The following is a 21397-nucleotide window of genomic DNA, read 5'->3' on the forward strand; positions in this document are numbered from 1 at the left end:
CGGGCCGTTGCCTCAGGCCAGGTTGAGCTGCCAGGAGACGCCGAAGCGGTCGTTGACCCAGGCGAAGCGCCGGCTGAACCCGTACTCGCCCACCGGCATGAGGAAGCTGCCGCCCTCGCCGAGCGCGGCGGCGACCCGGTCCAGTTCCTCCGCCGAGCCGAGATTGGCGAAGAGCGAGAAGGAGGGCGTGAAGTCGAAGCCGTGCTTCACCGGGCTGTCGATGCAGTGGATGTCCTGCCCGCCGACCCGGAAGCGCGCCCTGAAGACGCTGCCCTCCGGGCCTGGCTCGCCCGGGCCGTAGCGCGTGATGTCCAGGATCTCGCCATCGGCGAAGAGCGAGATGTAGAAGCGCATGGCCTCCTCGGCCACGCCGCCCTGGAACATCAGGAAGGGACGGACCTCGCTCATCGCGCCCGCGCCAGGATCTTGCGCGCCCGCTCGACCACCGGCAGGTCGATCATCGCGCCCTCGAAGGCGACGGCGCCGAGCCCCTGGAGCAGCGCTTCGTCGAAGGCGGCGATGAGCCGGCGCGCGCGGTCCACCTCTGCGGGCGAGGGGCCGTATTCCTCGTTGATGATGGGCACGTGCAGCGGGTGGATGCAGGCCGTGCAGCCGAAGCCCAGCTTGCGCGACCGCTGCAGCGAGGCCCGGTAGCCCTCCAGGTCGGAGAAATCGGCAAAGGCGCCCACCGAGCCCAGCGGCAGGATGCCCGCGCCCCGCGCCGCGGCCACCACCAGCATGCCGAAGACGTACATGCTGTCCGCCCCGGGCACGGCCTCCATCTCGGTGCAGAGGTCCTCGCTGCCGACGCCGAGCGCGGCCATGCGCGGATCGGCATGGGCGATGGCATGGAGCTGCGGCAGGGCCTGCGGCGTCTCCACCACGCCGATGAAGCGGGTGTGGCCGCGCGGCAGGTCGAGCAGGGCCTCGCGTGCCGCGACCACCTCGCTGAGCAGCTTCACATGCTCGGCGCCCATGAGCTTGGGCAGCATGAGGACGGAGACCTCCGGCATCACGGCGGCGGCGATGTCGACGACGCTCATCTCCATGGGCCGGTTGATGCGCACGCAGACCTCGGCGCCGGCCTGGTTCACCGTCCGGGCCGCCTTGGCCAGTGCGTCGCGCGCCGCCTGCTTCTCGCCGGGCGGGATGCTGTCCTCGAGATCGAGGATGATGACGTCGGCGCCGCGGGTGTGGGCCTTGGCAACGAAGCGCTCGGCGGTCGCGGGGACGAAGAGCAGGGAACGCCAGTTGGGGGCCGCCATCTACTTCACTCCCTCGAAGGCGGCGCCGGATTCCAGCATCGCCGTAATCCGCGCCTCGTCGTAGCCCATCTCCGCCAGCACCTCGCGCGTGTTCCGGCCGAGCTGCGGGGCGGGCAAAGTCTCCTCGCGCATGCCGCCGCTGAAAGTGTTCGCCACGCGGGTGCGGCGGATGCGGCCCTCGGTCGGGTGCTCGTCGAAATGCCAGAAGCCGACCTCCTGCAGATGCGGGTCCTCCAGCAGGTCGTCGATGGTGTTGTAGGGGCCGGCGGGGACGTCCGCCTTGGCGAAGATATCGAGCCACTCGGCGGTGGTCTTCGTGGCGAGCGCCTCGACCTGGATGGTGAAGTAGTCCGGCGCGTTCTCCGTGCGGGTCAGCGCGGTCCGGAAGCGCGGGTCGTTCTTCAGCTCGGGACGGCCGATCGCGTCGAAGAAGGCGAAGGCCTGCTTGTTGTTGTTGGGACGCACGGTGATGTGGCCGTCCAGCGTCGGCAGCGGCCGGTAGTCGGGCGAGAGCAGCCGCAGGTCGCCGGTGGGGCCCTCCGGCGGGTCGAAGGTGGAGGCGCCGAGATGCTCGCTCATGACGAAGCTCGCCATGTTCTCGAACATCGGGACCTCGATGGCTTCGCCCACGCCGGTCTTCTCGCGGCGGTAGAGCGCGAAGCCGACGCTCTGCGCGGCGATGAGGCCGGTGGTGTGATCGGTCATCACCATGGGGACGAAGCGCGGCTCGCCGGTGGCGCGGTGGAAGGTGCCCGCCACGCCCGAGAGCGACTGGATGATCGGGTCATAGGCAGGGCGGTTGTAGTAAGGGCCGCCGCGCCCGAAGGCGACGATGCCGCAGTGGATCAGCCGGGGATTGGCCTTGGAAAGCGAGGCGAAATCCAGCCCGGCGCGCTCGAGCCCCTGCGGGCGGACATTGGTGACGAAGACGTCGGCCTCCGCGATCAGCGCCTTCATCGCGGCGAGCCCCTCGGGCTGCTTGATGTCGAGGCCGATGCTGCGCTTGTTGCGGTTGAAGTTGATGAACTTGCCGCTCATGGCGGGGGTGCGGCTGCCGGCGGCGAGGAAGCGCAGGATGTCGCCGCCGGGCGCCTCGACCTTGATGACCTCGGCGCCCTGGTCGGCCAGGGTGCGCGTGCAGATGGGGCCGACGACGACGGTGGTGAGGTCCACCACCTTCACGCCGTCCAGGGGACCACTCATGCGAATTCCAGCTCCATCTGCGCGCAAAGTTTTCCGTCACGGTCGGCGACCCAGGCATTCATCTTCCCGTCCTTCAGCGCCGTGCCGGCCAGGGTGATGGTGTCGCCCACATAGATCGGGCGCGTCAGCCGGGCGTCGAAGCCGACCAGCCTGTGGGACGGCGTGTTCTTCACGGCGGCATCGAGCAGCAGCTGCATGGTCAGCCCGCCATTCTCCACGGTCTGGGGATAGCCCTCCTCGGCGCGGGCGTAGTCGGCGTCGTAGTGGATGCGGTGCGCATTCCAGGTCACCGCGGAGTAGCGGAAGATCAGCGGACTCGGCAGGTGCTTTTCTTCCGACCACGCGGCGTCGGTGGGTGCTGGCGTGCCCAGGTTGATCGGGGATTTCGTGCCGGCCGGGACCGCCTCGCGATAGACCGCGTCGAACTCGTCCACCGCCACGACCTGGCCGTCGACCTCGAAGGTGTTGCACAGGGTGAGCACGCAGATGATGCCGGTGCGCGCCTGCTTGGGCTCGATGGCCGCGACCTCGGACTTCTTCACGAGAGCGTCGCCCACGCGGAGCTGGCCCGGGATGCGCACGCGCCGGCCCGCGCCCATGCGGCGGGGCAGGGGGATCGGCGGCAGGATCACGCCCTTGTTGGGGTGCCCGTCGGGCCCGATGTCGGACTGCCGCGCGGATTCGCAGCAGAACATGCCGAACCAGTGCGGCGGCAGCACCGCGCCGCGGGGGAAGGCGTCGGGATCGTGGTCCAGCATGGCGGCGATCCGCCGCAGCATGCTGGGGGACACGTCGTCATGCGTCACGCGCACATGGCCGAGCCAGTCGCGCTGCACCGGCTTGATCGCTTCGAAGAAGTCCATGGTCAGTCGGCCACCAGGTTGAGACGTCGGATGAGGGGACCCCAGCGCTCGGCATCGGCGCGGGTGACGCGGTAGAAATCCTCGGGCGTGTTGCGGGGCGAGATGTCGGCGCCGACGCGCTCGTAGCCCGCCTTCACGCGGGGATCGGCCAGCGCCTCGTTCAGCGCGGCCGAGATACGCGCGACGGCCTCGGGCGGCGTGCCCGTGCGCATGGTGAGGCCGAAATAGGCGAGGCCGGTGAAGCCCGGGACGGTCTCGGCCACGGTCGGCACGCCCGGCCAGGCGTCGCGCCGCTCGGCGCTGGTGATGGCGAGCGGGCGGACGCTGGCGACGCCGCGCACCGTCTCGGCCTCCGGCAGGCCCATGCAGCGCGCGTGGATGCGGCCGGAGAGCAGGTCGGTCATGGCCTGGGTGCTCTGGCGGTAGGGGACGTGCACCATGTCGAGCCCGAGATGCGCGCCGATATCCTCCATCAGCAGATGCGTGCTGGCGCCGACGCCGGCCGAGGCGAAGTTGAATTTTCCCGGGTTCGCGCGGATCCAGCCGACGAGGTCGGAAAAGTTCTCGGCCGGGATGGAGCGATGCACGACGACGGCGTGGGCGGTGGAGCAGAACTGGCCGACCGGCAGAAAATCCTTTTCCCAGTCGTAGGCGAGGTTGCGGTAGAGGATGGCGTTCAGCCCGCTGTTGGTGCCCATGGTCGCGATCATCAGCGTGTAGCCGTCGGCCGGCGCGCGGACGACCGCCTCGGCGGCGGTGTTGCCGGCGCCGCCGGGGCGGTTGTCCACCAGCACGGGCTGGCCGAGCCGCTGCTGCAGCGCATCGGCCGTGACGCGCGAGACGATGTCGGTCTGGCCGCCGCCGCCATAGGGCACGACGAGACGGATGCCGCGGTCCGGATAGGCGGCGCGCGCGATGCCGGGAGCGGCCAGGACCATGGCGCCGCCCAGCGCGGTACGACGTGAGACGCAGTGGCTCATCGGATGTTTCCTCGGGTTCATGTTTGAACGCAATCTGTCCCGGAAATCCGCAGGGGTCAAAGTGCCGCGGACGGCTGTTCAAGCGCATCAGGAACACGCAGGCTGGGCGGCAAGAGTCCTTAGGAGGAAATACGAATGGCCCGACTGCCCTACCTCAATCCGGAAGACCTCGCCGAGGGCGACCGCGACCTGCTCAAGCGCATGATCACGCTACACCGCTGCCTCGTGAACAGCCCCGGCGCGGCGCGGGCTTTTTCCGGGTTGGGCCAGTACATCCGCTACGGGATGAAGCTCGATGCGCGGCTGCGCGAGCTCGCGATCCTGCAGGTGGGCTGGCTGGCGCGCTCGCCCTACGAATGGTCGCACCATGTGAAGATTGGCTACGATTTCGGCGTCACGGACGCGGATATCCAGGCGCTGATCGCCGAGACGGACGGGAAGCCGAACGGACTGGATCCGCTGGCGAAGCTGGTGCTGAAGGGCGCGCGCGAGGTCTATGCCGGCGCCATGTCGCCGGAGACCTTCTCCGAATTGCAGAAGCATTTCGACAATGAGGCGATGGTCGACCTGACGGTGACGGCGGCCTTCTACTGCGCCGTGGTGCGCACCCTGGCGAGCCTCGCGATCGACGTGGAGCCGGAGTACCAGAAGTACCTGGAGAAGTATCCGTTCCCGGGGTGAGCGGGCGGCACTCAGTTCCCCCGCGTCAGGGCCATGACCTCATCGGTGCTCATGGCGACATCGCCTTTCCCGCGCAGATGCGCGATCAGAAGCGCGCCTGGAGGGCGGCCGCCCTCCGCGGGCTTGGTGGGATCGGCATTCTCTTCCTTCGGCGGGGTGGGCATGAAGAGCCTCTAGCTCAACCCGCCAGGAATCCGCCATCCGCGCAGAGCGTGTTCCCGACCACGTAGCTCGCCTCGCCCGAGAGCAGCCAGCACACCGCGGCCGCCACCTCTTCCGGCCGCCCCATGCGGCGCAGCGGCAGCCCGGCCGCGACCTGCCGCATGTCGGCGATGCCCGAGGCCAGCATCATGTCCGTCACCACGCGGCCGGGCGCGACCGCGTTGATGCGGATGCCCTGCGGCGCGTATTCCATCGCGGCCGAGCGCGTGAGCATGAGCGCCGCGGCCTTCGACGCCGAATAGAGCGACAGGCCGGGATTGGGGTTGCGCAGCCCGCTCACGCTCGTGTTGTTGACGATGGCCCCGCCGCCGCCGGCCAGCATCGCCGGGATCTGGTGGCGCAGCGCGAGGAAGAGCGCGCGGACATTGGTGTCGAAGACCTTGACGTAGACGGCGTCGGTCTGCTCGGCGAGGGCCGCGCGCCGCTCCTGGAAGCCCGCATTGTTGAAGACGGCATCGAGCCGGCCGAACCGATCCAGCACGGTCGAGACGAGGGCCGCCGCATCGGCCTCGCGCGTGACATCCGCCGGCACGAAGAGCGCCTCGGCTCCCGCCGCGCGCAGCTCGGCCGCGACGGTCTCGCCCAGTTCCACGCGACGGCCCGCGATCGCCACCGCCTTCGCGCCCTCCCGCGCCATGCGCAGCGCGGTCGCGCGTCCGATGCCGCTGGCTCCGCCGGTCACGAGGCAGATTTTCTCCGCCAGCTGGCCGGAGGGCTTCGGCGCCGGGGCGGGCCCGGCCAGGGCCGTCAGCATGTCCTCATCCATTGTCACGTCTCCGGGCTGCCGCCAGCGCATCCGCGTAGCCGGCGAGGCTTTCCGCCAGGCGCGGACGGATGTCCGTCGCCATCCGCTCCAGCGCCGCCTCGACCTGGCGGCGGGCGAAATCATCGATCCGCGCGAGCGTCGCGCGGCCCTGCCGCGTCAGCGCGAGCGGCTTGGCCCGCCCGTCCCGCGTGCTGACGCCCTCCACCAGCTCGCCCGACGCGACCAGCTTGCGCAGCATCCGGCTGACGCTGGATTTGTCCAGGACCAGGATCTCCGCGAGTTCCGCGGCTGTCATCGCCGGGCGCGCGCCGACCTCCACCAGCGCGTGGACGGCTGAGGGCGAGAGGTCCGTGCCCGCGAGCGTCGGGCGGAGAAAGCCCAGTTCCCGGACCAGCCGGCGGGAGGCGTCGCGGATGCGTTCGGTCTGGAGGTCGCGCTTCATGGTTGTATGATGCAACTATATCCGCAGTCGCGCCGTCCGGGAAGTTCCGGCCCTAGGCATGACCGCCTATGCTGTCGCGATGGACCAGAACCGCCTTGCCGAGGCCGACCGGCACCACCTGGCCGGCCGCATCGACGAGGCGATCGGCGGCTACGAGGCCGTCGTCGCCGGCGACCCGGAAAGCTTCGACGGGTGGAACGGCCTGGGCCACGCCGCGGCCGCGCGTCTGGAATACGGGCAGGCCATCCCGGCGCTGCGCCGGGCCTTGCGGCTCCGGCCGGGCGAGGCCCGGGCGCGGGTCAACCTGGCCAAGGCGCTCTTCGCCATCGGTCACGTCTCGGAGGCGGTGCGCGAATACGCCCGCGCCTGGCGGGAGGGCGACGCGGCCACGCGCGCCGCCGCGCTGCGCAACCTCGCGGTCATCGCCCCGGGGGACCCTGAGATCGGCAATGCCGCGATCCTGGAGATCCGGCGCCATTGGGCCGAAGCCGAGGCCGCCGGCGTCACGCCGATCGCGCCCAGGCATCGGCCCGGGTCAAAGCTGCGGCTGGCCTATTACGGCGCCTTCTTCCACGAGCGGAACTGGATGAAGATGTACATGGGCGTGCTCAACGCCCATGACCGCGAGCGCTTCGAGCTGCATCTCATCGCCGACGGCCCGCCGCCCTGTGTGCAGGCCGGCTACCGCGACCATCCGGACGACCGCATCTGGGAGGTGGAGGGCCTTGCCAATGCCGAGCTGGCCCGGCACATCGCCGAGGCTGGGATCGACGTGCTGGTCGACCTCAACGGCTACAGCCACCAGGCGCGGCTCCCGCTCCTGCTGCATCGCGCGGCGCCCGTGCAGATCGCCTGGAACGGCATGTACGGCACCACCGGCTTTCCTCACCTCGACGCTCTGGTCGGCGACCGCTGGAGCATTCCGCCGGACGAAGAAGAATTCTGCAGCGAGCCCATTCGCCGCGTCGCCCACACCTACCTGCCGTTCGCCTTCTTCTACCCGACGCCTCCGGTCGCGCCCCCGCCCTGCCTGGAGGCGGGGCACGTCACCTTCGGCAGCCTGAACTCGGCCTACAAGCTGACGGACCCGACGATCGCCGCCTGGTCCGCGGTGCTGCATGCCGTCCCCGGTGGGCGGCTGCTGCTGCGCAACCGCGCCCTCGACCACGCCAGCAACCGTGCCGACCTGCTCGCCCGCTTCACGGCGGAAGGCGTGGTGCCGGACCGCATCGACCTCGAGGGCAGCGGGACGCATGAGGATTTTCTCGCGACCTATGGCCGGATCGACCTCGCGCTCGACAGCTTTCCCTATAATGGCGGCACCACCACGGCCGAGGCGCTGTGGCAGGGCGTGCCCGTCCTGACCACGAACGGCGACCGCTGGGCCGGGCGGACCAGCCGGTCGATCCTGATGGCGGCGGGGCTGGGGGAGTATGTCGCGCCGGACATGGCCGGATTCATCGACCTGGCCGTGCGGCTGTCGCGGGATCCGCAAGGCCTGGCGGGGCGCCGCGCGAGCCAGCGCGCGGCGCTGGCCGCCAGCCCGGCCTGCAACCCGGCGGCGCTCTGCCGCGAGCTGGAGGCGATCTACCTGGAAGCGGCCGCTCTCAGGCAGGCGTGACCCGCAGGGTCATTCCAGCCGGATGCCCCGCCGCCGGATGAGTTCGGCCCAGCGGCGCGTCTCCTCGATCTGGTTCGCCGCGAACTCCGCGGCGGTTCCCCCCGCCGGTTCCATGGCGAGGCTCTCCAGGCGCGGCTGAAGCTCGGGGCGGTTCACGGCGGCCCGGGCCTCGCCGGCCAGCCGGTCCAGGATCGGCTGCAGCGTGCCCGCCGGGGCGAAAAGCCCGAAATCGACGGAGGCCCTGTATCCCGGAAATCCGCTTTCCGCGACGGTCGGCACCTCCGGCGCCCGGGCGCTGCGCTGCGGCGCGGTGATGGCCAGGGCCCGCAGCTCGCCCGAACGCACGAGGGGAAGGGCGACCGAGGCGTCGATGAAGGACATCGCCGTTTCGCGCTGCAGGACGGCCTGCGCCGTCTGCGCGGCCGATCGATAGGACACGTGGAGCATCTGCGCGCCCGTCATGTCCAGCAGCAGCTCGACGAAGAGGTGGCCGGTCGAGCCCGCGCCGGCGGAGGCATAGGTGATGGTGGCTGGCTGGGCCTTCGCCGCGGCGATCAGCTCCGCGAGGCTGCGCCAGGGCGCGGCCGGATGGACGCAGGCGAAGATCGGGGTCGTGGCCAGCAATCCGATCGGCGCGAAGGCCCGCTCGATGTCATAGGGCAGCCGATCGTACAGCGCCGTGGCCATCGCATAGGTGCCGTTGGGGGCGATCGCGACGGTGTAGCCATCGGGCCGCGCGCGCGCGAGCTGCGCCATCCCGAGCGTGCCGCTCGCCCCCGCGCGATTGTCGATCGGGATCGGCTGGCCGAGGGCGTTTCCCATCTGCTGCGAGAGCAGCCGCGCGAGGATGTCCGTGCCGCCGCCGGCGCCGAAGGGCACGATCAGGGTGATCGGCCGGCTCGGCCAGCGCTCCTGCGCATCGGCGGGTCGAGAGCCATGGAAGCCGGCTCCGAGGGCGAGCGATGCGAGAAGGCCTCTCTTGTTCAACATGGTCTGGTTTCCTCCAAGATTCGGTCTGAACGTGGCTCGGCAGGCCGGAGGAGGGCGCTCATCCCGGCAGCGCGCGGGGTGTGATCTTGCGGCTCGCGAGGATGCTGTCGCTCACGGGATCAAGCAGCCCGGCAGCGCCGGCGATGGACCACCAGGGGTCGTCGGCGCGATGGATGATGAGGCATTCCAGGCTCCGGGTCTGGAACCCGCCTTCATGGGAATGGGCGAGCGCGATATGCGCGATCTCCTCCGGCAGCCCGACGGCCACGCAGATATGCGCGCCATAGACGGGATGCCGCAGGGCCGGGAGGCCGGACTGGGATGGATCGCCCTGCCAGCGGGCCCGATTCTCGGGATCGAACTCCCAGGCCTTGCCCACGTCGTGCAGCATTCCGCCGGCGATGATGATGTCGCGGTCGATCCGCGCCTCGGGAAAGGCGCCGGTGAATTCATCGGCGATCGCAAGGGCGATCCGGGTGACGCTGCGAAGATGGTCTGCCTGGCTGCCGCGCCGGAGGCGGAGCGTGCCCGGATTGGCCTCGCCGGGAATGTCGGCGACGCGATCGAAGGCGCTCTCGGCCAGGGCATAGGCCCAGGCCTCGATGGTCTTGGCGCGCAGCTCCTCATGCGTGATCTGCGCGATCTCCGGGAGATCCTCCAACACGTTGTCGCGCATCGACTGGGTGATCGGCCTGCGCTGGCGACGGTCGAGGAAGTTCATTTCTGTCATCTGTCCTGTCCGGCCCGGCATCGACGGGGGCGGTCGTGAGTGTCGCAACGCATGGATGTCGTTCCTTCAGGCCTCGCTCTTGGCGGCGGGGCGGACGGCGGATGGTCACGGTCGGCGGAACCGCCGTCAATGGAAGGGTGATGCCCCGTCCCGAGGCCGGGCGCCTAGTCGATCCGGATGCGCGACAGCACGACCACCTTCACCATGTCCATCCCGAGCGCGAAGCACGCCGTCGTCCCCGCCAGCGCGCCGATGACCCAGAGCGGCAGTGGCGTCATCAGCACGCCGCCCAGGGCGAGGCCGCAGATCACGGCCGCATCCGTGAGGCTCGCCAGCACCATGATCCGCGCCGGCCGGGAGTGCCAGACATGGCCGCGCTCGCGCAGGACCATCTGGTTCGCCTGGCCGGCCAAGGCGAGCATCACGAAGGTCAGGGTCTGCATCTCGTCCGGCGGGAAGCCGAGGCCGAACCAGGCGACCGCCAGCACGGCGGTGCAATAGGAGAGCTTGAACAGGCCGAGCGGCACGGCCGCCATCGTCATGTTCCGGACCCGCCAGTGGTTGGGATAGGGCGAGGGGCGGGCATGGTCCGCCGCGCGCGCCATGCTGACCAGGTCGCCCGCGAGCATCGACATGGCCTGGAGCAGCGGCGTGAGCACGGCATGCCCCGTGAGGATCAGGCCCACCCCCATGACGACCAGCGTGGTGCACTTGTTCACCAGGATTCCCAGCGTGTAGGTCAGGATGCGCTGGAAGCCCGAGCGGCCCTCCTGGATGCAGGTGACGATGCCGCCCAGCCCCGGCTCGGTCAGCACGATGCCTGCCGCCGCCTTGGCCACGTCGGTCGCCGTCGAGACCGCGATGCCCATCTGCGCCTGCTTGAGGGCGGGCGCGTCGTTCGCGCCGTCGCCGCACATGCCGACGGCGTGGTCCTGCTGCTGCAGGGTCTGGACGAGGGCGTATTTCTCCTCGGGGAAGACCCCGGCATAGACGGCGTATTCGGTGCGGTCGGCGGCATCGGGCAGCTTCCCGGGCGGGCAGACGGGGCCGTCCAGGCCGATCGCCCGCGCCACCGTCGCCGCGGTCGCCGCCGCATCGCCCGTGACCATCACCGGCCGGACGCCGAGGGACCGCAGCTCGGCGATCAGCCCCGCGGAATCCGCCCGCGGCGGGTCGCTGAGCGCGACGAGGCCGATCGTCTCCAGCGCGCCGGCCGGCCCGGCCGCGACGGCCAGGACGCGGTGTCCGGCCTGGGTCAGCTTCTCCAGCTCCTGCGCCAGCGCCGGCGGGGCGGGCGCGACGGCCGCCACCGCGGCGGGCGCGCCCTTCATCACGCGGATCTCCTGCCTGTCCCGGACGGCCAGCGCCTCGGCCATCTTCGTGGTCGGGTCGAAGGGCACGAACCCATGCGCGGCGGGCAGGTCGGGCCCGGAGGCGGGCTGCTGCGCGGCCGCCGCGCGGACGGCCGCGTCGATCGGATCCTGGCCCTCGGGGGAGCTCGCCAGCGCCGCGTAATACAGCACCTGCTTCTCGTCATAGCCGGCATGGAGCGGCCGGACCGCGGCGATCGAGAGCTGGTTGGCCGTGAGCGTGCCGGTCTTGTCGGAGCAGAGCACGTCGATCGACGCCGCCTCGTTCAACGCGGAGAGCCGGGTCAGCAGCACGCCCTTCGCCGCCAGCGCCTTGGCGCCGAGCGCGGCCGTCAGGGTGAAGGTGGCGGGCAGGGCGACCGGCACCGCGGAGAGCAGCCCCGTCAGCACGATCGGCACGATCTGCCAGGGCGTCATCCCGATGAGATGCGCATAGGCGGCCATGCCCGCCAAGATGACGAAGTTGAGGATGGTCAGGTTGCGCACCACGTCGAGCACCGCCTTCTGCTCGGCGCTCTCCACATGCGCGACGCGCACCAGCTCGGCGGCGCGGCCGAAGAAGGTGCTCCTGCCGGTGGCGGTGACCTCGGCGATGGCCTCGCCGCGGCGGACCAGGCCGCCGGCATAGATGGTCTGGCCGAGCTCGGTCTCCACCGGCACGGATTCGCCCGTCAGCATGGACTGGTCGAGCAGCAGCGAGCCCCTGGCGATCCTGAGGTCGGCCGGGACGATGCTGCCGAGCGAGACCTGCACGACATCGCCCGGAACGAGCTCCGCGGCAGGCAGGTCCTTCCAGGCGCCGTCGCGCCGGACGCGGCACTTCGGCGCGAGGTGCTGCTTGAGCAGCGCCAGGGCGGCATTCGCCTTGCCTTCCTGCGTCACGCCCAGGCCCACGTTGAGCAGCAGCAGCACCAGGATCATCGCCGCCTCGAGATGCTCGCCGAGGGCGAGCTGGACCAGGATCGTGGCCTCCAGCATCCAGGGCACCGGGGCCCAGAAGTGCCGCAGGATGCGGGCGAGGGGAGAGGGCTCGGCATCCTCCACCGTGTTCGGGCCGGCCCGCGCCCGGCGGCGCGCCGCCTCCTCGGAGGACAGCCCCTCCAGGCCGGGGGCTTCGGCCGGCGCGTCGTTCATGGGATCGGAAGGGTCAGGGCAGGCGACATGGCGAATCCCGTCCGCGCGATGGATCGGCGCGGCGGGGCCATCCTACAGGGCCGGGCGGTCAGGGCAGCCGGGCCGGGGGTGACGAATCCTTCACCTCAGAACAGGCTGAGCTGCACCGTCCGATGCCGCCGGGCCGCGGCCGCCTGGCGCGTCAGCAGCTCCGCCGGAATCTCGCCGAGGAAGGGTGAGGGGGCGGGCTGGCGCAGGGCGCCCCGCCAGAAACGCTCCGCCGCCCGGCTGAGGAAGAGGCGGTCCCTGGCGCGCGTCATGGCGACGTAGAAGAGGCGGCGCTCCTCGGCCTCGGGCCTTCCGTCCTCCGATCCCCAGGCGAAGGGCACCAGCCCGGCCTCCAGCCCGACCACGAAGACGGCCGAGAACTCCAGCCCCTTGGCCGCGTGCATGGTGAGCAGCGAGACGCGATCGGCCCGTGCGTCGCGGAAATCGGCCTCGGTGGAAAGCGCCACCTCCTCCCGCAGCCGGGCCTCGTCGCCCGAGGCGGCCAGCGCGACGAGCCAGCCCCGCGCCTCCGCGAGCGCTGCGGCATCCGCCTTCTCCTGCCGGCGCGCGGCCTCGGCTGCCAGGGAGAGGCGCGAGGCCAGGTCCGGGCCGTCCTCCAGCGTGTCGAGGATGGCCAGCACGCCCGGATGGCCGGCGATGGGCGCGGGCGCGCTCTTCTGGAAGGGGATGCCCGCGCGGTCGAAGGCGGCCCGCAGCGCGGCGGATTGCGCGTCGGTGCGGTAGAGGACGGCGCAGTCGGCGAAGCCGAGCGGCCCGTCGGTGCCGCCGCTCCGGTCGCGGCTGGCGGCGAGCATGTCGTGCCCGCCCAGCAGCTCCTCGATCGCCGCCGCGACGAACTCCGCCTCCGCCGCCTCGCTCGCGGCGGCGTGGAGCACGATGGGCTCCTGCATGGGCCGGGTGATGCCGTCCGCGGACGTGCCGAGGAAGCCCGCGGCCGCGGTCACGATGGTGCCGGTGGAACGGTAGTTGCGCGCGAGGCGCAGCACGCGGGCCGTGGGAAAGTCGCGGCCGAAGCGCTCGAAGCAGGCGGCGTCGGCGCCCCGGAAACCGTAGATCGCCTGATCCGGATCGCCGATGACGCAGAGCTTCCCGGCGCCGGCGACCAGCCGAAGCAGGCGGTACTGCTGCTCGTCCACGTCCTGGAACTCGTCGGCCACGACATGGGCGAAGCGGGCGCGCCACTGCGCCGCGACGACCTGGTGCGCGTCCAGCAGATCGGCGGCCCGGACGACGAGGTCATCGAAATCGACCCAGCCCTGCTCGCGCGCGAGCCGGTCGAGCGCGGCATGGGCGCGCCCTTCCTCGCCCTGGCCCGTGGCGCCCGTGCGCTTCAGGAGCGAGACCGCCCGGACGAGGCGCCCCGCCTCGCTCTCGCCGACGCCGAGCACCTGGGCCAGCGCGGATTTCCGCTCCCGCTCGTCCGCGATACGGAAGTCCGGCGAAAGCCCGGCCAGGCCGGCATGCGCGCGCAGGATGGCCAGCCCCAGCGAATGGAAGCTGTGCACCGCGATGCCCCGCGCCTGATCCGGCAGCAGCGCGGCCAGCCGCGCCCGCAGCTCCTCCGTCGCCTTGCGCGTGAAGGTGACGGCGAGGCAGGCGGCGGCGGGAATGCCGCGCTCCAGCACGAGATGCGCGATCCGGTGCGTCAGCATGCGTGTCTTGCCCGAGCCCGGGCCGGCGATGACCATCAACGGCCCGTCGATGGCAGCGGCCGCGCTGGCCTGGTCCTCGTCGAGCCCCGCCAGCAGTCCCGGATGCGGGGAGGGCACCGGCATCGCGGCCGGTTCCTCGCCTGGAACGGGCGTTTCCGCCGGCGCGGCCTGCGGCTTCGGGGCCGAAGCGCGCCGGGCGAGCGGCGCGTCGAAGAGCAGGTCGCCGCGCGAGAGGCGCGCGAGCTCGCCCGCCTCGAAGAGCCGGATCACGCCATACTCGCCGTCATAGCCGGCCTGGCGGATCACCGTGCCCGCGCGCAGCCGCGCCACGGCCTCGCCCATCAGCGGGTGGACGCGGGCGATCTCCTCCACCGGCACCTCGCCGAGGACGGACAGCTCCGGGCCCAGCGCGGCGGTGGCGCGGTCATAGGCGCCGGCCACCTGCCTGGAGGCGACGCCGCTGCCGACGATCTCGGACAGGATCTCCGGCAGGGGCACGAGGCTCGACACCTCGCCCGCCGTGGGCGGCGGCGCGGCCTCGGCCTCGCTGCGGTCGGCCAGCAGCGCGACGCGATGCGCCACGCCCACGGTGACGCGGCCGCCGCAGGCCGGGCAGCGGCCGCCGAAGGCGAGCGTCTCCTTCGGATCCAGCCGCACCTCACAGGCACGATGGCCGTCCATGTGGTACTTCCCCTCCTCGGGGAAGAACTCGACGGTCCCGCCATAGCCCTCGCCGGTCTCCAGCGCGCGGCGGATGGCGAAGTAGTCGGGCTCGCAGGTGAAGCGCGTCGCCTCGCGGCCGAGCTTGCCCGGCGAATGCGCGTCCGAATTGGAGGTGAGCCGATAGCGGTCGAGGAAGGAGACGCGCCAGTTCATCGCCGGATCGGAGGAGAGGCCCGTCTCGACGGCGAAGATGTGCCCGGCGAGGTCGCCGTAGCACTCCGCGATGGAATCGAAGCCCGACTGCGAGCCGAGCGCGGCGAACCAGGGCGTCCAGATATGCGCCGGGACCAGGTAGGAATCCGGCCCGGATGCCAGCGCGATCTCCAGCAGGTTGCGGGAGTCCAGGCCCAGGATCGGCCGCCCGTCGGAAGCGATGTTGCCGATGCGCCCGAGGCTCGCCGCCAGCCGGTCGGCCGCGTCGAAGTCGGGGAGGTAGATCAGATGGTGGACCTTCCGGGTCTTCTCGCCCTTCTTGTAGATGGTCGAGATCTCGGTCGAGAGCATGAAGGAGACGGGGCGCCGGCAGGCGGGCGGCAGCGTCTCCCAGAGCGGCGCCTCGATCTCCGGCCGCAGGCGGAACAGCCCGCCGCCCGTCGGCACCAGCTTGTCCTTGATCTCCGCGAGCCAGGCCGGGTGCACGCAGTCGCCGGTGCCGACGACCGAGATGCCCTTGCGCGCCGCCCACCAGGCCAGGTGCTCGAGATCGAGGTCCCGGCTGGTGGCGCGGGAGTATTTCGAGTGGACGTGCAGGTCGGCGTGGAAGGGCATGACGGCGCATCATCGCGCGTCACGGTGCCGCCTGTCTTGCCTCCGGACGAAGGGCTTGAAGCGAAAGGCCGACTCGGCGGCTCAGGCCTGGCCGAGAACGGCGGCCGCGATCACCAGGGTCGCCCCGACGCCGGTCACGAAGGCCAGCGTCCGGACGACCGGAATGCCGGCGGCATAGACGACGTAGTGGACGAGCCGTGCCGCCAGATAGACCTGGGAGGCCAGGATGGTGGCCGGGGTGCTCGCGCCGGCCAGGGCCAGGGTGATCACGAGCGGCGCGAAGACGGCCAGGTTCTCCACCGCATTGGCATGCGCGCGCCGCGCCCGCCCCGCCCAGGCGGGATCGGGAGGGAACGCCGGATCGGCGGGATCGGCGAAGGTCCGCAGGACCCCGCGCGTCAGGGTTCGCGCGACCATGTAGGGGATCCACATCAGCACCGTCGCCAGCGCGACCAGCGACAGGACATGGAGTTCGGGGGGTGAGTTGCATCGCTCGTCTCCTGGTTGCGGGGCGCGGCCGGCCTCACCGGCCGCACCCCCGCGGTCACTTGCCCTGGATCAGAAGGCCGAGCGGCTTGAGCGGGCCGACCGGCAGGAACTCGTAGTCGAGGAAGCCGCCGGCGGTGAGCGGCAGCGCGCCCATGGCGGCCCTGGCCTCCTCCACCGACTCCACGTTCAGGAGGAAGACCACGCCCGGCTTGTCCTGCATGAAGAAGAACTGCTCGATCTTCCCCTCCAGGTAGAGCTTCAGGGTGCTCGGCACCTCGCTGGGCATGATCCGCTTCCGATCCTCATCCGTGATCGGCTTGGCGGCCTTTCCGATGGCAAAGACCTTCATCTGCGCTCTCCTCGTCTGATCGGCGAATTCCGACGAGGCGGAATCTAGTGAGCGGGCCTGGGATCTTATATGGTCGCAAATGACAACTTCAGGGTCATTCACGCCATGCGCATCGCCGTGCTCGCGCTCGAGGGCCTGTTCGATACGGGGCTCACCGTCGCCCTCGACGCGCTGGGGCTCGCCAACAGGTTCTCGGCCCAGCAGATGGGCGGAACGACCCGTTTCGACGTCACGGTCGTCGGCGTCCGGAGGACGGTCCGTTCCGCCCAGGGGCTGGGAATCCCGGTGCGCGCCATCACGGCCGAGCTGAAGCCGGACTGGGTGTTCGTCCCGGCCCTGGCCGCCGGCACGCCGGAGCAGCTGGTCGCGGGCCTCGGGCGGCCGGATGTGAGGAGGGCGAGGGCACAGCTGCTGGCATGGCACGCCGAGGGCGCGCAGATCGCCGCGTCCTGCATCGGGACTTTCCTGCTGGCGGAATGCGGGCTGCTCGATCATCGCGAGGCGACGACGACCTGGTGGCTGGCGCCGCTGTTCCGGCAACGCTACCCGAACGTCCGGCTCGACGAGTCCCGCATGCTGGTGCCCTCGGACAGGGGCGTCACGGGAGGCGCCGCCATGGGGCATCTCGATCTCGTCCTCTGGCTCATCCGAAAGGCGAGCCCGGAGCTGGCGATGCTGGTCTCGCGCTACCTGCTGGCCGACATACGTTCCCTGCAGGCGCCCTACATCATCCCCAACCATCTGGCGCAGGCGGATCCCCTCATCCTGCGCTTCGAGAAATGGGCGCGGGACAACCTCAGGGACGGCTTCTCGCTGCAGGCCGCCGCCGGCGCGCTGGCGACGAGCGCCCGGACGCTGCAGCGGCGATGCGAGGCGGTGCTGGGCAAATCACCGCTGTCCTACTTCCAGGACCTCCGCGTCGAGCGCGCGCAATCCCTTCTGCATGGCAGCGGGCTGGACCTCGACGCCATCGCGGCCGAGGTGGGCTACGTCGACGGCGCGACGCTGCGGACGCTCCTGCGCGAACGCTTGGGGCGCGGCGTGCGGGAGCTTCGGGCCGATCTGCGCTGACCCGTACCGGCGGGCTTGCAGAACAGGTGATGGACGGCTGCCGTCTCTCCTTCTGATGGCCGGCTCATTGAGCTATCAACGCGCATGGCCCGAGCGGATCAGATCGAGATCAATTTTCGGATCGTCATCGAGCAGCCCGTCATCGGCGTGCTCCACAGCCTGCAGGCAAAGGATGACTTGCCGCTCGATCCGAAAGCCTCGCGTGAGGGCGAGCCGATCGCATTCGACTTTCCGGTCCGCGTGGGTCCAGGCCCCAGCTTCTTCGGCGATCAGGTGCGTCGCGAAGGCCCGGTGCGGCGATTCGTCTATGTCCGTGTCGGCCAATTGGCCGGCGATCCTTCCTCGCCCTGGTCCCGTCGGATCAAGATCGACATCCACGACATCGGGGAAGACCTTCTGGATCGCGCGGCCCGCAGCGGTGGCACCATCGAGACGACGATCACCGGCACCGCCGAGGACGGGACTCCCACCAGCGCCACGGCGCGGCCCAGGACCCGGCGCATCGCCGCGCGCTGAGGCCGCCTGCATGCGGGTCCGCAGCCCCCATCATGACGGGGACGAGGTCGCCGGCGTGGTTTGGTGAGCCGGCGCAGCCGCTGCGGCTCCTGGGGATGAGACGGCGGCTGGCGGACAGGGTGGGATTCGAACCCACGGTGGGGTTACCCCCACGCCGGTTTTCAAGACCGGAGCCTTAAACCGCTCGGCCACCTGTCCCTCGAGGCTGCTGGAGAACACCTGCGGGTCGGCTTCGCGGATCCTTTCCGCGCCCGGTGCGTTGCCAGGCTTGCCGATGCGGCCGGCATCGGCAAGCCTGGCGTCTTCCGGGCACTAAAAATTCCTCGCGAATCCTCCGCTGCCGGAATTCTCCAGCAGCCTCGGCCCGCAGCATGTCGCGAAACCCGCCGTCGGGCGCAAGCCCCCGTTCACTCGCCGGCGAGGCGCGTCTCCATGCGCGGCACGCCGAGGCGCGTCAGCGCGTTCACGTCGGCCGCGCCCGCGAGCCCGATCACGGCATCGGCGAGCTGGGTGGCCTGCGCCGTGCCCAGCACCGCATCCGCCAGGCCATGGAACTTGGCGCGGAGCTCGGCCTCGGTGAGGAAGTTGGCCGGCTCGCCCTTCGGCACCACGACCATCTTCGTGAAGACTTCGCCACGCGCGCGGATCGTCAGCTTGCCGGACATGTAGGCCGGGAATTCGGCCTGGACCTCCGGGTCCTCCACGCATTCGATCTTCGGCATGAGCGCCCGAAGCTCCGGCGCGTTCATCCTGGGATAGCTGTCCCAGCCGAAATGCCCGTGCGCCAGGGCGCAGGCGACCACGAAGGGACCGCTGAACTGGCCGTCCACCACGTTCTGGGGGTTCTGCTTGTAGGCGAGGGGGGCGCCCACCAGCAGCATGCCCTTGTTGGGCAGGCCCATGGTGACCGATTCGATCTCCTCGGCCTTGAAGCCGTGCTCGGCCCGCAGCGCCAGGGCCGCGTCCACGCTGGCATGGCCGTAGCGGCAGGAGGGGTAGGGCTTCACCGCCGTCTCCATGAGCTCGAACTCGGTGCCGAGGTTGCGCACCGCCCGCTCCGGCACCGGGTTCGGCGCATAGGCGCGCAGGAAGCCGGCCTTGCCCTCGAGCGCCTCGGCGGCGCCGCGGAATCCCTCGCGCGCCAGCAGCGCGGCGGAGAGGCCGGCCATCGCCGCCCAGCCCACCTGGAAGCGCTTGGTCCAGGCGCCGTTCTTCAGGAACTGCAGGCTGCCGGCCGACTGGCTGAGCGCGATGCCGAAGGCGTCCTCGATCTGCGCCGCGGACAGTCCCATCACCCGCGCCGCCGCGGCCGCGCCGCCGAAGACGCCGCAGGTGGCGGTCGGATGGTAGCCGCGGTCGTAATGGTCGCCGCCGGGCAGGGCGACGGCGAGGCGGTTCGTCACCTCGTAACCGGCCACGATGGCGGCGATCACATCCTTGCCCGAGGCGCCCGTCAGCTCGGCGGCGGCCAGCGCGGCCGGGATCACCGGCGCGCCCGGATGCAGCGTGCCGGCGGCATGGGTGTCGTCGAAGTCGAGGCTGTGGGCGAAGGCGCCGTTCAGCAGGGCGGCGCCCATCGGCGACCAGCGGCTCGCCTCGCCGAGGACGGCGTGGTTGCCGTGCGCCAAGCCCATGGTCCGGGCGGCGGCCATCAGGGGGGCGCTGCTCTCGGCGTCATGCCGACCGCGGATGATGTTCCCGGTGAGGTCCAGGATCAGGAAGCGGGCGCGGGTCTCGACCTCGGGCGGCAGGTCCTGGTGGCGAATCGACGCGGCGTAGCGTGCGAACTGGGCGGTGACATCGGTCATGACGCGACCTCCTTCGTGAATGATTTTCGGCAGTAAACCAGAGGCGCCGCCACCACGCCAGCATGCGTCCGCCCATCCGCGTTGCAGCGGCGCGCCGGAAGTGCCACTTAGATCGGCATGTTCACGCGACGTTTCCTGCCAGCCTATGCATCGGGACTGGCGGTGACCCCGGCCTTCGCCCGGAACGCACGCGGGCAGGGGAGCTTCTCCGCCTTCCTGGACGGCGTCCGCGCCGAGGCCCGCCGCGCCGGCGTCAGCGCCAACACGCTCAACCGCGCGCTCTCGGGCCTGCAGCCGAACGACCGCGTGCTGGAGCTCGACCGCCGCCAGGCGGAGTTCACCCAGACCTGGCCGCAATACCGCGACGCCCGCCTCTCCCAGACCCGGATCGACGCCGGCCGCCGCGCCTATGCCGACAACCGGGCGCTGCTGCAGTCCATCGAGGCGCGCTTCCGGGTCTCCTCCCGCGTGGTCGTCGCCATCTGGGGGATGGAGACGAACTACGGCAGCTTCACCGGCAACTTCAACGTCATCGAGGCGCTGGCCACCCTGGCCTGGGAGGGCCGCCGCGCCAGCTTCTTCCGCGGCGAGCTGATGGCGGCGCTGCGCATCCTCGATGCCGGCCATGTCAGCTTCGAGCGCATGCGCGGCAGCTATGCCGGCGCGATGGGCAACCCCCAGTTCATGCCGACGAGCTTCGAGCGGCTGGCCGTGGACTTCGACGGCGACGGCCGCCGCGACATCTGGGACAACAAGGCCGACGCGCTGGCCTCCATCGCCAACTACCTCGGCCGTTCCGGCCCCGGCTGGCGCGAGGGGGAGATCTGGGGCTTCGAGGTGCTGACGCCCCAGAATTTCGACACCTCGCTGGCCGATCACCGCCAGACGCGCGCCATGGCCGAATGGGCGCGGATGGGCGTGGTCCGCGCCGGCGGCGGCGGGCTGCCGGGCAGCGGGGGCGACTGGGCCATCGTGATCCCCGGCCTGTCCCGCGGCGACGGCCAGGCCTTCATGGTCGGGCAGAACTTCATGCAGATCCGGCGCTACAACCCGTCCAACTTCTACGCGACGGCCGTCGGGCTGCTGTCGGACCGGGTGGCGTGAAGCACGCCTTCCTGGCGCTCCTGCTGCTGACGGGCTGCGCCCGGACACCGGCGCCGGTGCCGCAGCCACGGTACGTGCTGGGCGAGGGGTATCGCAGCGGCGGATTATGGTCCTACCCGCGCGAGGAGTTCGACCTCAACGAGGCCGGGATCGCGGCGATTCTTCCCACATCCACGCCGGGGCTTACCGCTAATGGCGAGCTGCGGGATTCCCGCGGCATGTTCGCCGCGCACCGCACCCTGCAGCTCCCGGCCATCGTCACCGTCACCAATCTGGAGAACGGCCGCTCGCTGCGGCTGCGCGTGAACGACCGGGGGCCGCAGATGGCGGGACGGGTGATCGGCGTGACGCCCCGCGCCGCCGAGCTGCTGGGCGCGCGCGGGCCCTTCCGCGCCCGGGTGGCGGTGGACGCGCAGGCCTCGCGCGCCGCCATCGACGGGCTGGCCGGCCAGAACATCCTGCCGATCGAGGCCGCGCCCGTCGGCCAGGTCGAGCGCGAGGGCCTGGCGCCGCCGCCCGGCGCCCGCGGCTCCGCCGGCCCGGCCTCTTATACACATCTCCGAGCCCACGAGACAGTACTCATGATCTGGGGGGGGGGGGTT

The 21397-nt window shown here is 71.1% G+C and carries 20 protein-coding genes and 1 tRNA gene; 6 read left to right on the plus strand and 15 right to left on the minus strand.

Going from position 1 to position 21397, the window contains the following annotated elements; all coding sequences use genetic code 11:
* Positions 1–12: 12 nt before the first annotated feature.
* From AC1ROY_RS17750 to AC1ROY_RS17770, 5 genes are read right to left on the minus strand one after another with little or no spacing between them, the layout of a single operon-like run.
* On the minus strand, positions 13–408 hold the full coding sequence (locus AC1ROY_RS17750) for a VOC family protein (protein WP_493150187.1): 396 nt from the start codon (positions 406–408) through the stop codon (positions 13–15).
* The gene (locus AC1ROY_RS17755) at positions 405–1265 is read right to left on the minus strand and encodes an HpcH/HpaI aldolase/citrate lyase family protein (RefSeq protein ID WP_493150188.1); all 861 of its coding nucleotides are present in this window, start codon (positions 1263–1265) and stop codon (positions 405–407) included. Before AC1ROY_RS17755 ends, AC1ROY_RS17750 begins: the two co-directional genes overlap by 4 nt.
* The gene (locus AC1ROY_RS17760; protein ID WP_493150189.1) at positions 1266–2468 is read right to left on the minus strand and encodes a CaiB/BaiF CoA transferase family protein; all 1203 of its coding nucleotides are present in this window, start codon (positions 2466–2468) and stop codon (positions 1266–1268) included.
* Positions 2465–3331, minus strand: coding sequence for an HTD2 family dehydratase (locus AC1ROY_RS17765; RefSeq protein ID WP_493150190.1), 867 nt, complete (start codon positions 3329–3331; stop codon positions 2465–2467). Before AC1ROY_RS17765 ends, AC1ROY_RS17760 begins: the two co-directional genes overlap by 4 nt.
* Positions 3332–3333: 2 nt before the next feature.
* Entirely contained in the window at positions 3334–4311 is a 978-nt protein-coding gene (locus tag AC1ROY_RS17770) for a Bug family tripartite tricarboxylate transporter substrate binding protein (protein ID WP_493150191.1), read from the minus strand.
* A 135-nt stretch (positions 4312–4446) separates the two neighbouring features.
* Here AC1ROY_RS17770 and AC1ROY_RS17775 point away from each other — a divergent pair, with 135 nt between their 5' ends.
* On the plus strand, positions 4447–4992 hold the full coding sequence (locus AC1ROY_RS17775) for a carboxymuconolactone decarboxylase family protein (RefSeq protein ID WP_493150192.1): 546 nt from the start codon (positions 4447–4449) through the stop codon (positions 4990–4992).
* 178 nt (positions 4993–5170) lie between these two features.
* Here AC1ROY_RS17775 and AC1ROY_RS17780 read toward each other — a convergent pair whose 3' ends face one another.
* Together AC1ROY_RS17780 and AC1ROY_RS17785 are read right to left on the minus strand one after the other, a co-directional pair.
* Positions 5171–5968 carry an SDR family NAD(P)-dependent oxidoreductase gene (locus AC1ROY_RS17780; RefSeq protein WP_493150193.1) on the minus strand — a complete coding sequence of 266 codons (798 nt, stop codon included), beginning with the start codon at positions 5966–5968 and terminating at the stop codon, positions 5171–5173.
* Positions 5969–5972: 4 nt separating this feature from the next.
* A complete protein-coding gene (locus AC1ROY_RS17785; protein WP_493150194.1) occupies positions 5973–6422 on the minus strand; it encodes a MarR family winged helix-turn-helix transcriptional regulator in 450 nt (149 codons plus the stop codon).
* Between the two features lie 58 nt (positions 6423–6480).
* On the opposite strand from AC1ROY_RS17785, the gene AC1ROY_RS17790 reads away from it, so the two are divergent.
* Entirely contained in the window at positions 6481–8043 is a 1563-nt protein-coding gene (locus AC1ROY_RS17790) for an O-linked N-acetylglucosamine transferase, SPINDLY family protein (RefSeq protein WP_493150195.1), read from the plus strand.
* 9 nt (positions 8044–8052) lie between these two features.
* Here AC1ROY_RS17790 and AC1ROY_RS17795 read toward each other — a convergent pair whose 3' ends face one another.
* From AC1ROY_RS17795 to AC1ROY_RS17820, 6 genes are all read right to left on the minus strand, one after another.
* Entirely contained in the window at positions 8053–9033 is a 981-nt protein-coding gene (locus AC1ROY_RS17795; RefSeq protein WP_493150196.1) for a Bug family tripartite tricarboxylate transporter substrate binding protein, read from the minus strand.
* A 58-nt stretch (positions 9034–9091) separates the two neighbouring features.
* Complete coding sequence (locus tag AC1ROY_RS17800; RefSeq protein ID WP_493150197.1) at positions 9092–9763, minus strand: HD domain-containing protein; 672 nt, start codon at positions 9761–9763, stop codon at positions 9092–9094.
* A 164-nt stretch (positions 9764–9927) separates the two neighbouring features.
* The gene (locus AC1ROY_RS17805; RefSeq protein ID WP_493150198.1) at positions 9928–12267 is read right to left on the minus strand and encodes an HAD-IC family P-type ATPase; all 2340 of its coding nucleotides are present in this window, start codon (positions 12265–12267) and stop codon (positions 9928–9930) included.
* A 125-nt stretch (positions 12268–12392) separates the two neighbouring features.
* Positions 12393–15458 carry a UvrD-helicase domain-containing protein gene (locus AC1ROY_RS17810; RefSeq protein WP_493150199.1) on the minus strand — a complete coding sequence of 1022 codons (3066 nt, stop codon included), beginning with the start codon at positions 15456–15458 and terminating at the stop codon, positions 12393–12395.
* Between the two features lie 81 nt (positions 15459–15539).
* Entirely contained in the window at positions 15540–15920 is a 381-nt protein-coding gene (locus AC1ROY_RS17815) for an MAPEG family protein (protein WP_493150209.1), read from the minus strand.
* Between the two features lie 82 nt (positions 15921–16002).
* Positions 16003–16296, minus strand: coding sequence for a hypothetical protein (locus AC1ROY_RS17820; RefSeq protein ID WP_493150200.1), 294 nt, complete (start codon positions 16294–16296; stop codon positions 16003–16005).
* A gap of 105 nt (positions 16297–16401) precedes the next feature.
* Here AC1ROY_RS17820 and AC1ROY_RS17825 point away from each other — a divergent pair, with 105 nt between their 5' ends.
* Together AC1ROY_RS17825 and AC1ROY_RS17830 are read left to right on the plus strand one after the other, a co-directional pair.
* Positions 16402–17367 carry a GlxA family transcriptional regulator gene (locus tag AC1ROY_RS17825; protein WP_493150201.1) on the plus strand — a complete coding sequence of 322 codons (966 nt, stop codon included), beginning with the start codon at positions 16402–16404 and terminating at the stop codon, positions 17365–17367.
* Between the two features lie 84 nt (positions 17368–17451).
* The gene (locus tag AC1ROY_RS17830; RefSeq protein ID WP_493150202.1) at positions 17452–17883 is read left to right on the plus strand and encodes a DUF5990 family protein; all 432 of its coding nucleotides are present in this window, start codon (positions 17452–17454) and stop codon (positions 17881–17883) included.
* A 108-nt stretch (positions 17884–17991) separates the two neighbouring features.
* Here the strand turns inward: AC1ROY_RS17830 and AC1ROY_RS17835 are convergent.
* A tRNA-Ser gene (locus AC1ROY_RS17835) sits at positions 17992–18081 on the minus strand.
* 209 nt (positions 18082–18290) lie between these two features.
* Positions 18291–19691, minus strand: coding sequence for an MmgE/PrpD family protein (locus AC1ROY_RS17840; RefSeq protein ID WP_493150203.1), 1401 nt, complete (start codon positions 19689–19691; stop codon positions 18291–18293).
* A 117-nt stretch (positions 19692–19808) separates the two neighbouring features.
* On the opposite strand from AC1ROY_RS17840, the gene AC1ROY_RS17845 reads away from it, so the two are divergent.
* On the plus strand, positions 19809–20795 hold the full coding sequence (locus AC1ROY_RS17845) for a lytic murein transglycosylase (protein ID WP_493150204.1): 987 nt from the start codon (positions 19809–19811) through the stop codon (positions 20793–20795).
* Positions 20792–21397 (plus strand): septal ring lytic transglycosylase RlpA family protein (locus AC1ROY_RS17850; protein WP_493150205.1); only part of this gene is annotated, 606 nt, incomplete at its 3' end. The genes AC1ROY_RS17845 and AC1ROY_RS17850, both read left to right, overlap by 4 nt.

It is taken from the genome of Roseococcus sp. GW821-FHT12F05, assembly GCF_058806835.1.

Coding starts and splice junctions, on each gene's coding strand:
- AC1ROY_RS17830 (WP_493150202.1), top strand. CDS start 17,452: ATGGCCCGAGCGGATCAGATCGAGATCAATTTTCGGATCGTCATCGAG.
- AC1ROY_RS17765 (WP_493150190.1), bottom strand. CDS start 3,331: ATGGACTTCTTCGAAGCGATCAAGCCGGTGCAGCGCGACTGGCTCGGC.
- AC1ROY_RS17825 (WP_493150201.1), top strand. CDS start 16,402: ATGCGCATCGCCGTGCTCGCGCTCGAGGGCCTGTTCGATACGGGGCTC.
- AC1ROY_RS17770 (WP_493150191.1), bottom strand. CDS start 4,311: ATGAGCCACTGCGTCTCACGTCGTACCGCGCTGGGCGGCGCCATGGTC.
- AC1ROY_RS17805 (WP_493150198.1), bottom strand. CDS start 12,267: ATGAACGACGCGCCGGCCGAAGCCCCCGGCCTGGAGGGGCTGTCCTCC.
- AC1ROY_RS17820 (WP_493150200.1), bottom strand. CDS start 16,296: ATGAAGGTCTTTGCCATCGGAAAGGCCGCCAAGCCGATCACGGATGAG.
- AC1ROY_RS17840 (WP_493150203.1), bottom strand. CDS start 19,691: ATGACCGATGTCACCGCCCAGTTCGCACGCTACGCCGCGTCGATTCGC.
- AC1ROY_RS17810 (WP_493150199.1), bottom strand. CDS start 15,458: ATGCCCTTCCACGCCGACCTGCACGTCCACTCGAAATACTCCCGCGCC.
- AC1ROY_RS17750 (WP_493150187.1), bottom strand. CDS start 408: ATGAGCGAGGTCCGTCCCTTCCTGATGTTCCAGGGCGGCGTGGCCGAG.
- AC1ROY_RS17795 (WP_493150196.1), bottom strand. CDS start 9,033: ATGTTGAACAAGAGAGGCCTTCTCGCATCGCTCGCCCTCGGAGCCGGC.
- AC1ROY_RS17780 (WP_493150193.1), bottom strand. CDS start 5,968: ATGCTGACGGCCCTGGCCGGGCCCGCCCCGGCGCCGAAGCCCTCCGGC.
- AC1ROY_RS17790 (WP_493150195.1), top strand. CDS start 6,481: ATGACCGCCTATGCTGTCGCGATGGACCAGAACCGCCTTGCCGAGGCC.
- AC1ROY_RS17755 (WP_493150188.1), bottom strand. CDS start 1,265: ATGGCGGCCCCCAACTGGCGTTCCCTGCTCTTCGTCCCCGCGACCGCC.
- AC1ROY_RS17785 (WP_493150194.1), bottom strand. CDS start 6,422: ATGAAGCGCGACCTCCAGACCGAACGCATCCGCGACGCCTCCCGCCGG.
- AC1ROY_RS17775 (WP_493150192.1), top strand. CDS start 4,447: ATGGCCCGACTGCCCTACCTCAATCCGGAAGACCTCGCCGAGGGCGAC.
- AC1ROY_RS17800 (WP_493150197.1), bottom strand. CDS start 9,763: ATGACAGAAATGAACTTCCTCGACCGTCGCCAGCGCAGGCCGATCACC.
- AC1ROY_RS17845 (WP_493150204.1), top strand. CDS start 19,809: ATGTTCACGCGACGTTTCCTGCCAGCCTATGCATCGGGACTGGCGGTG.
- AC1ROY_RS17760 (WP_493150189.1), bottom strand. CDS start 2,468: ATGAGTGGTCCCCTGGACGGCGTGAAGGTGGTGGACCTCACCACCGTC.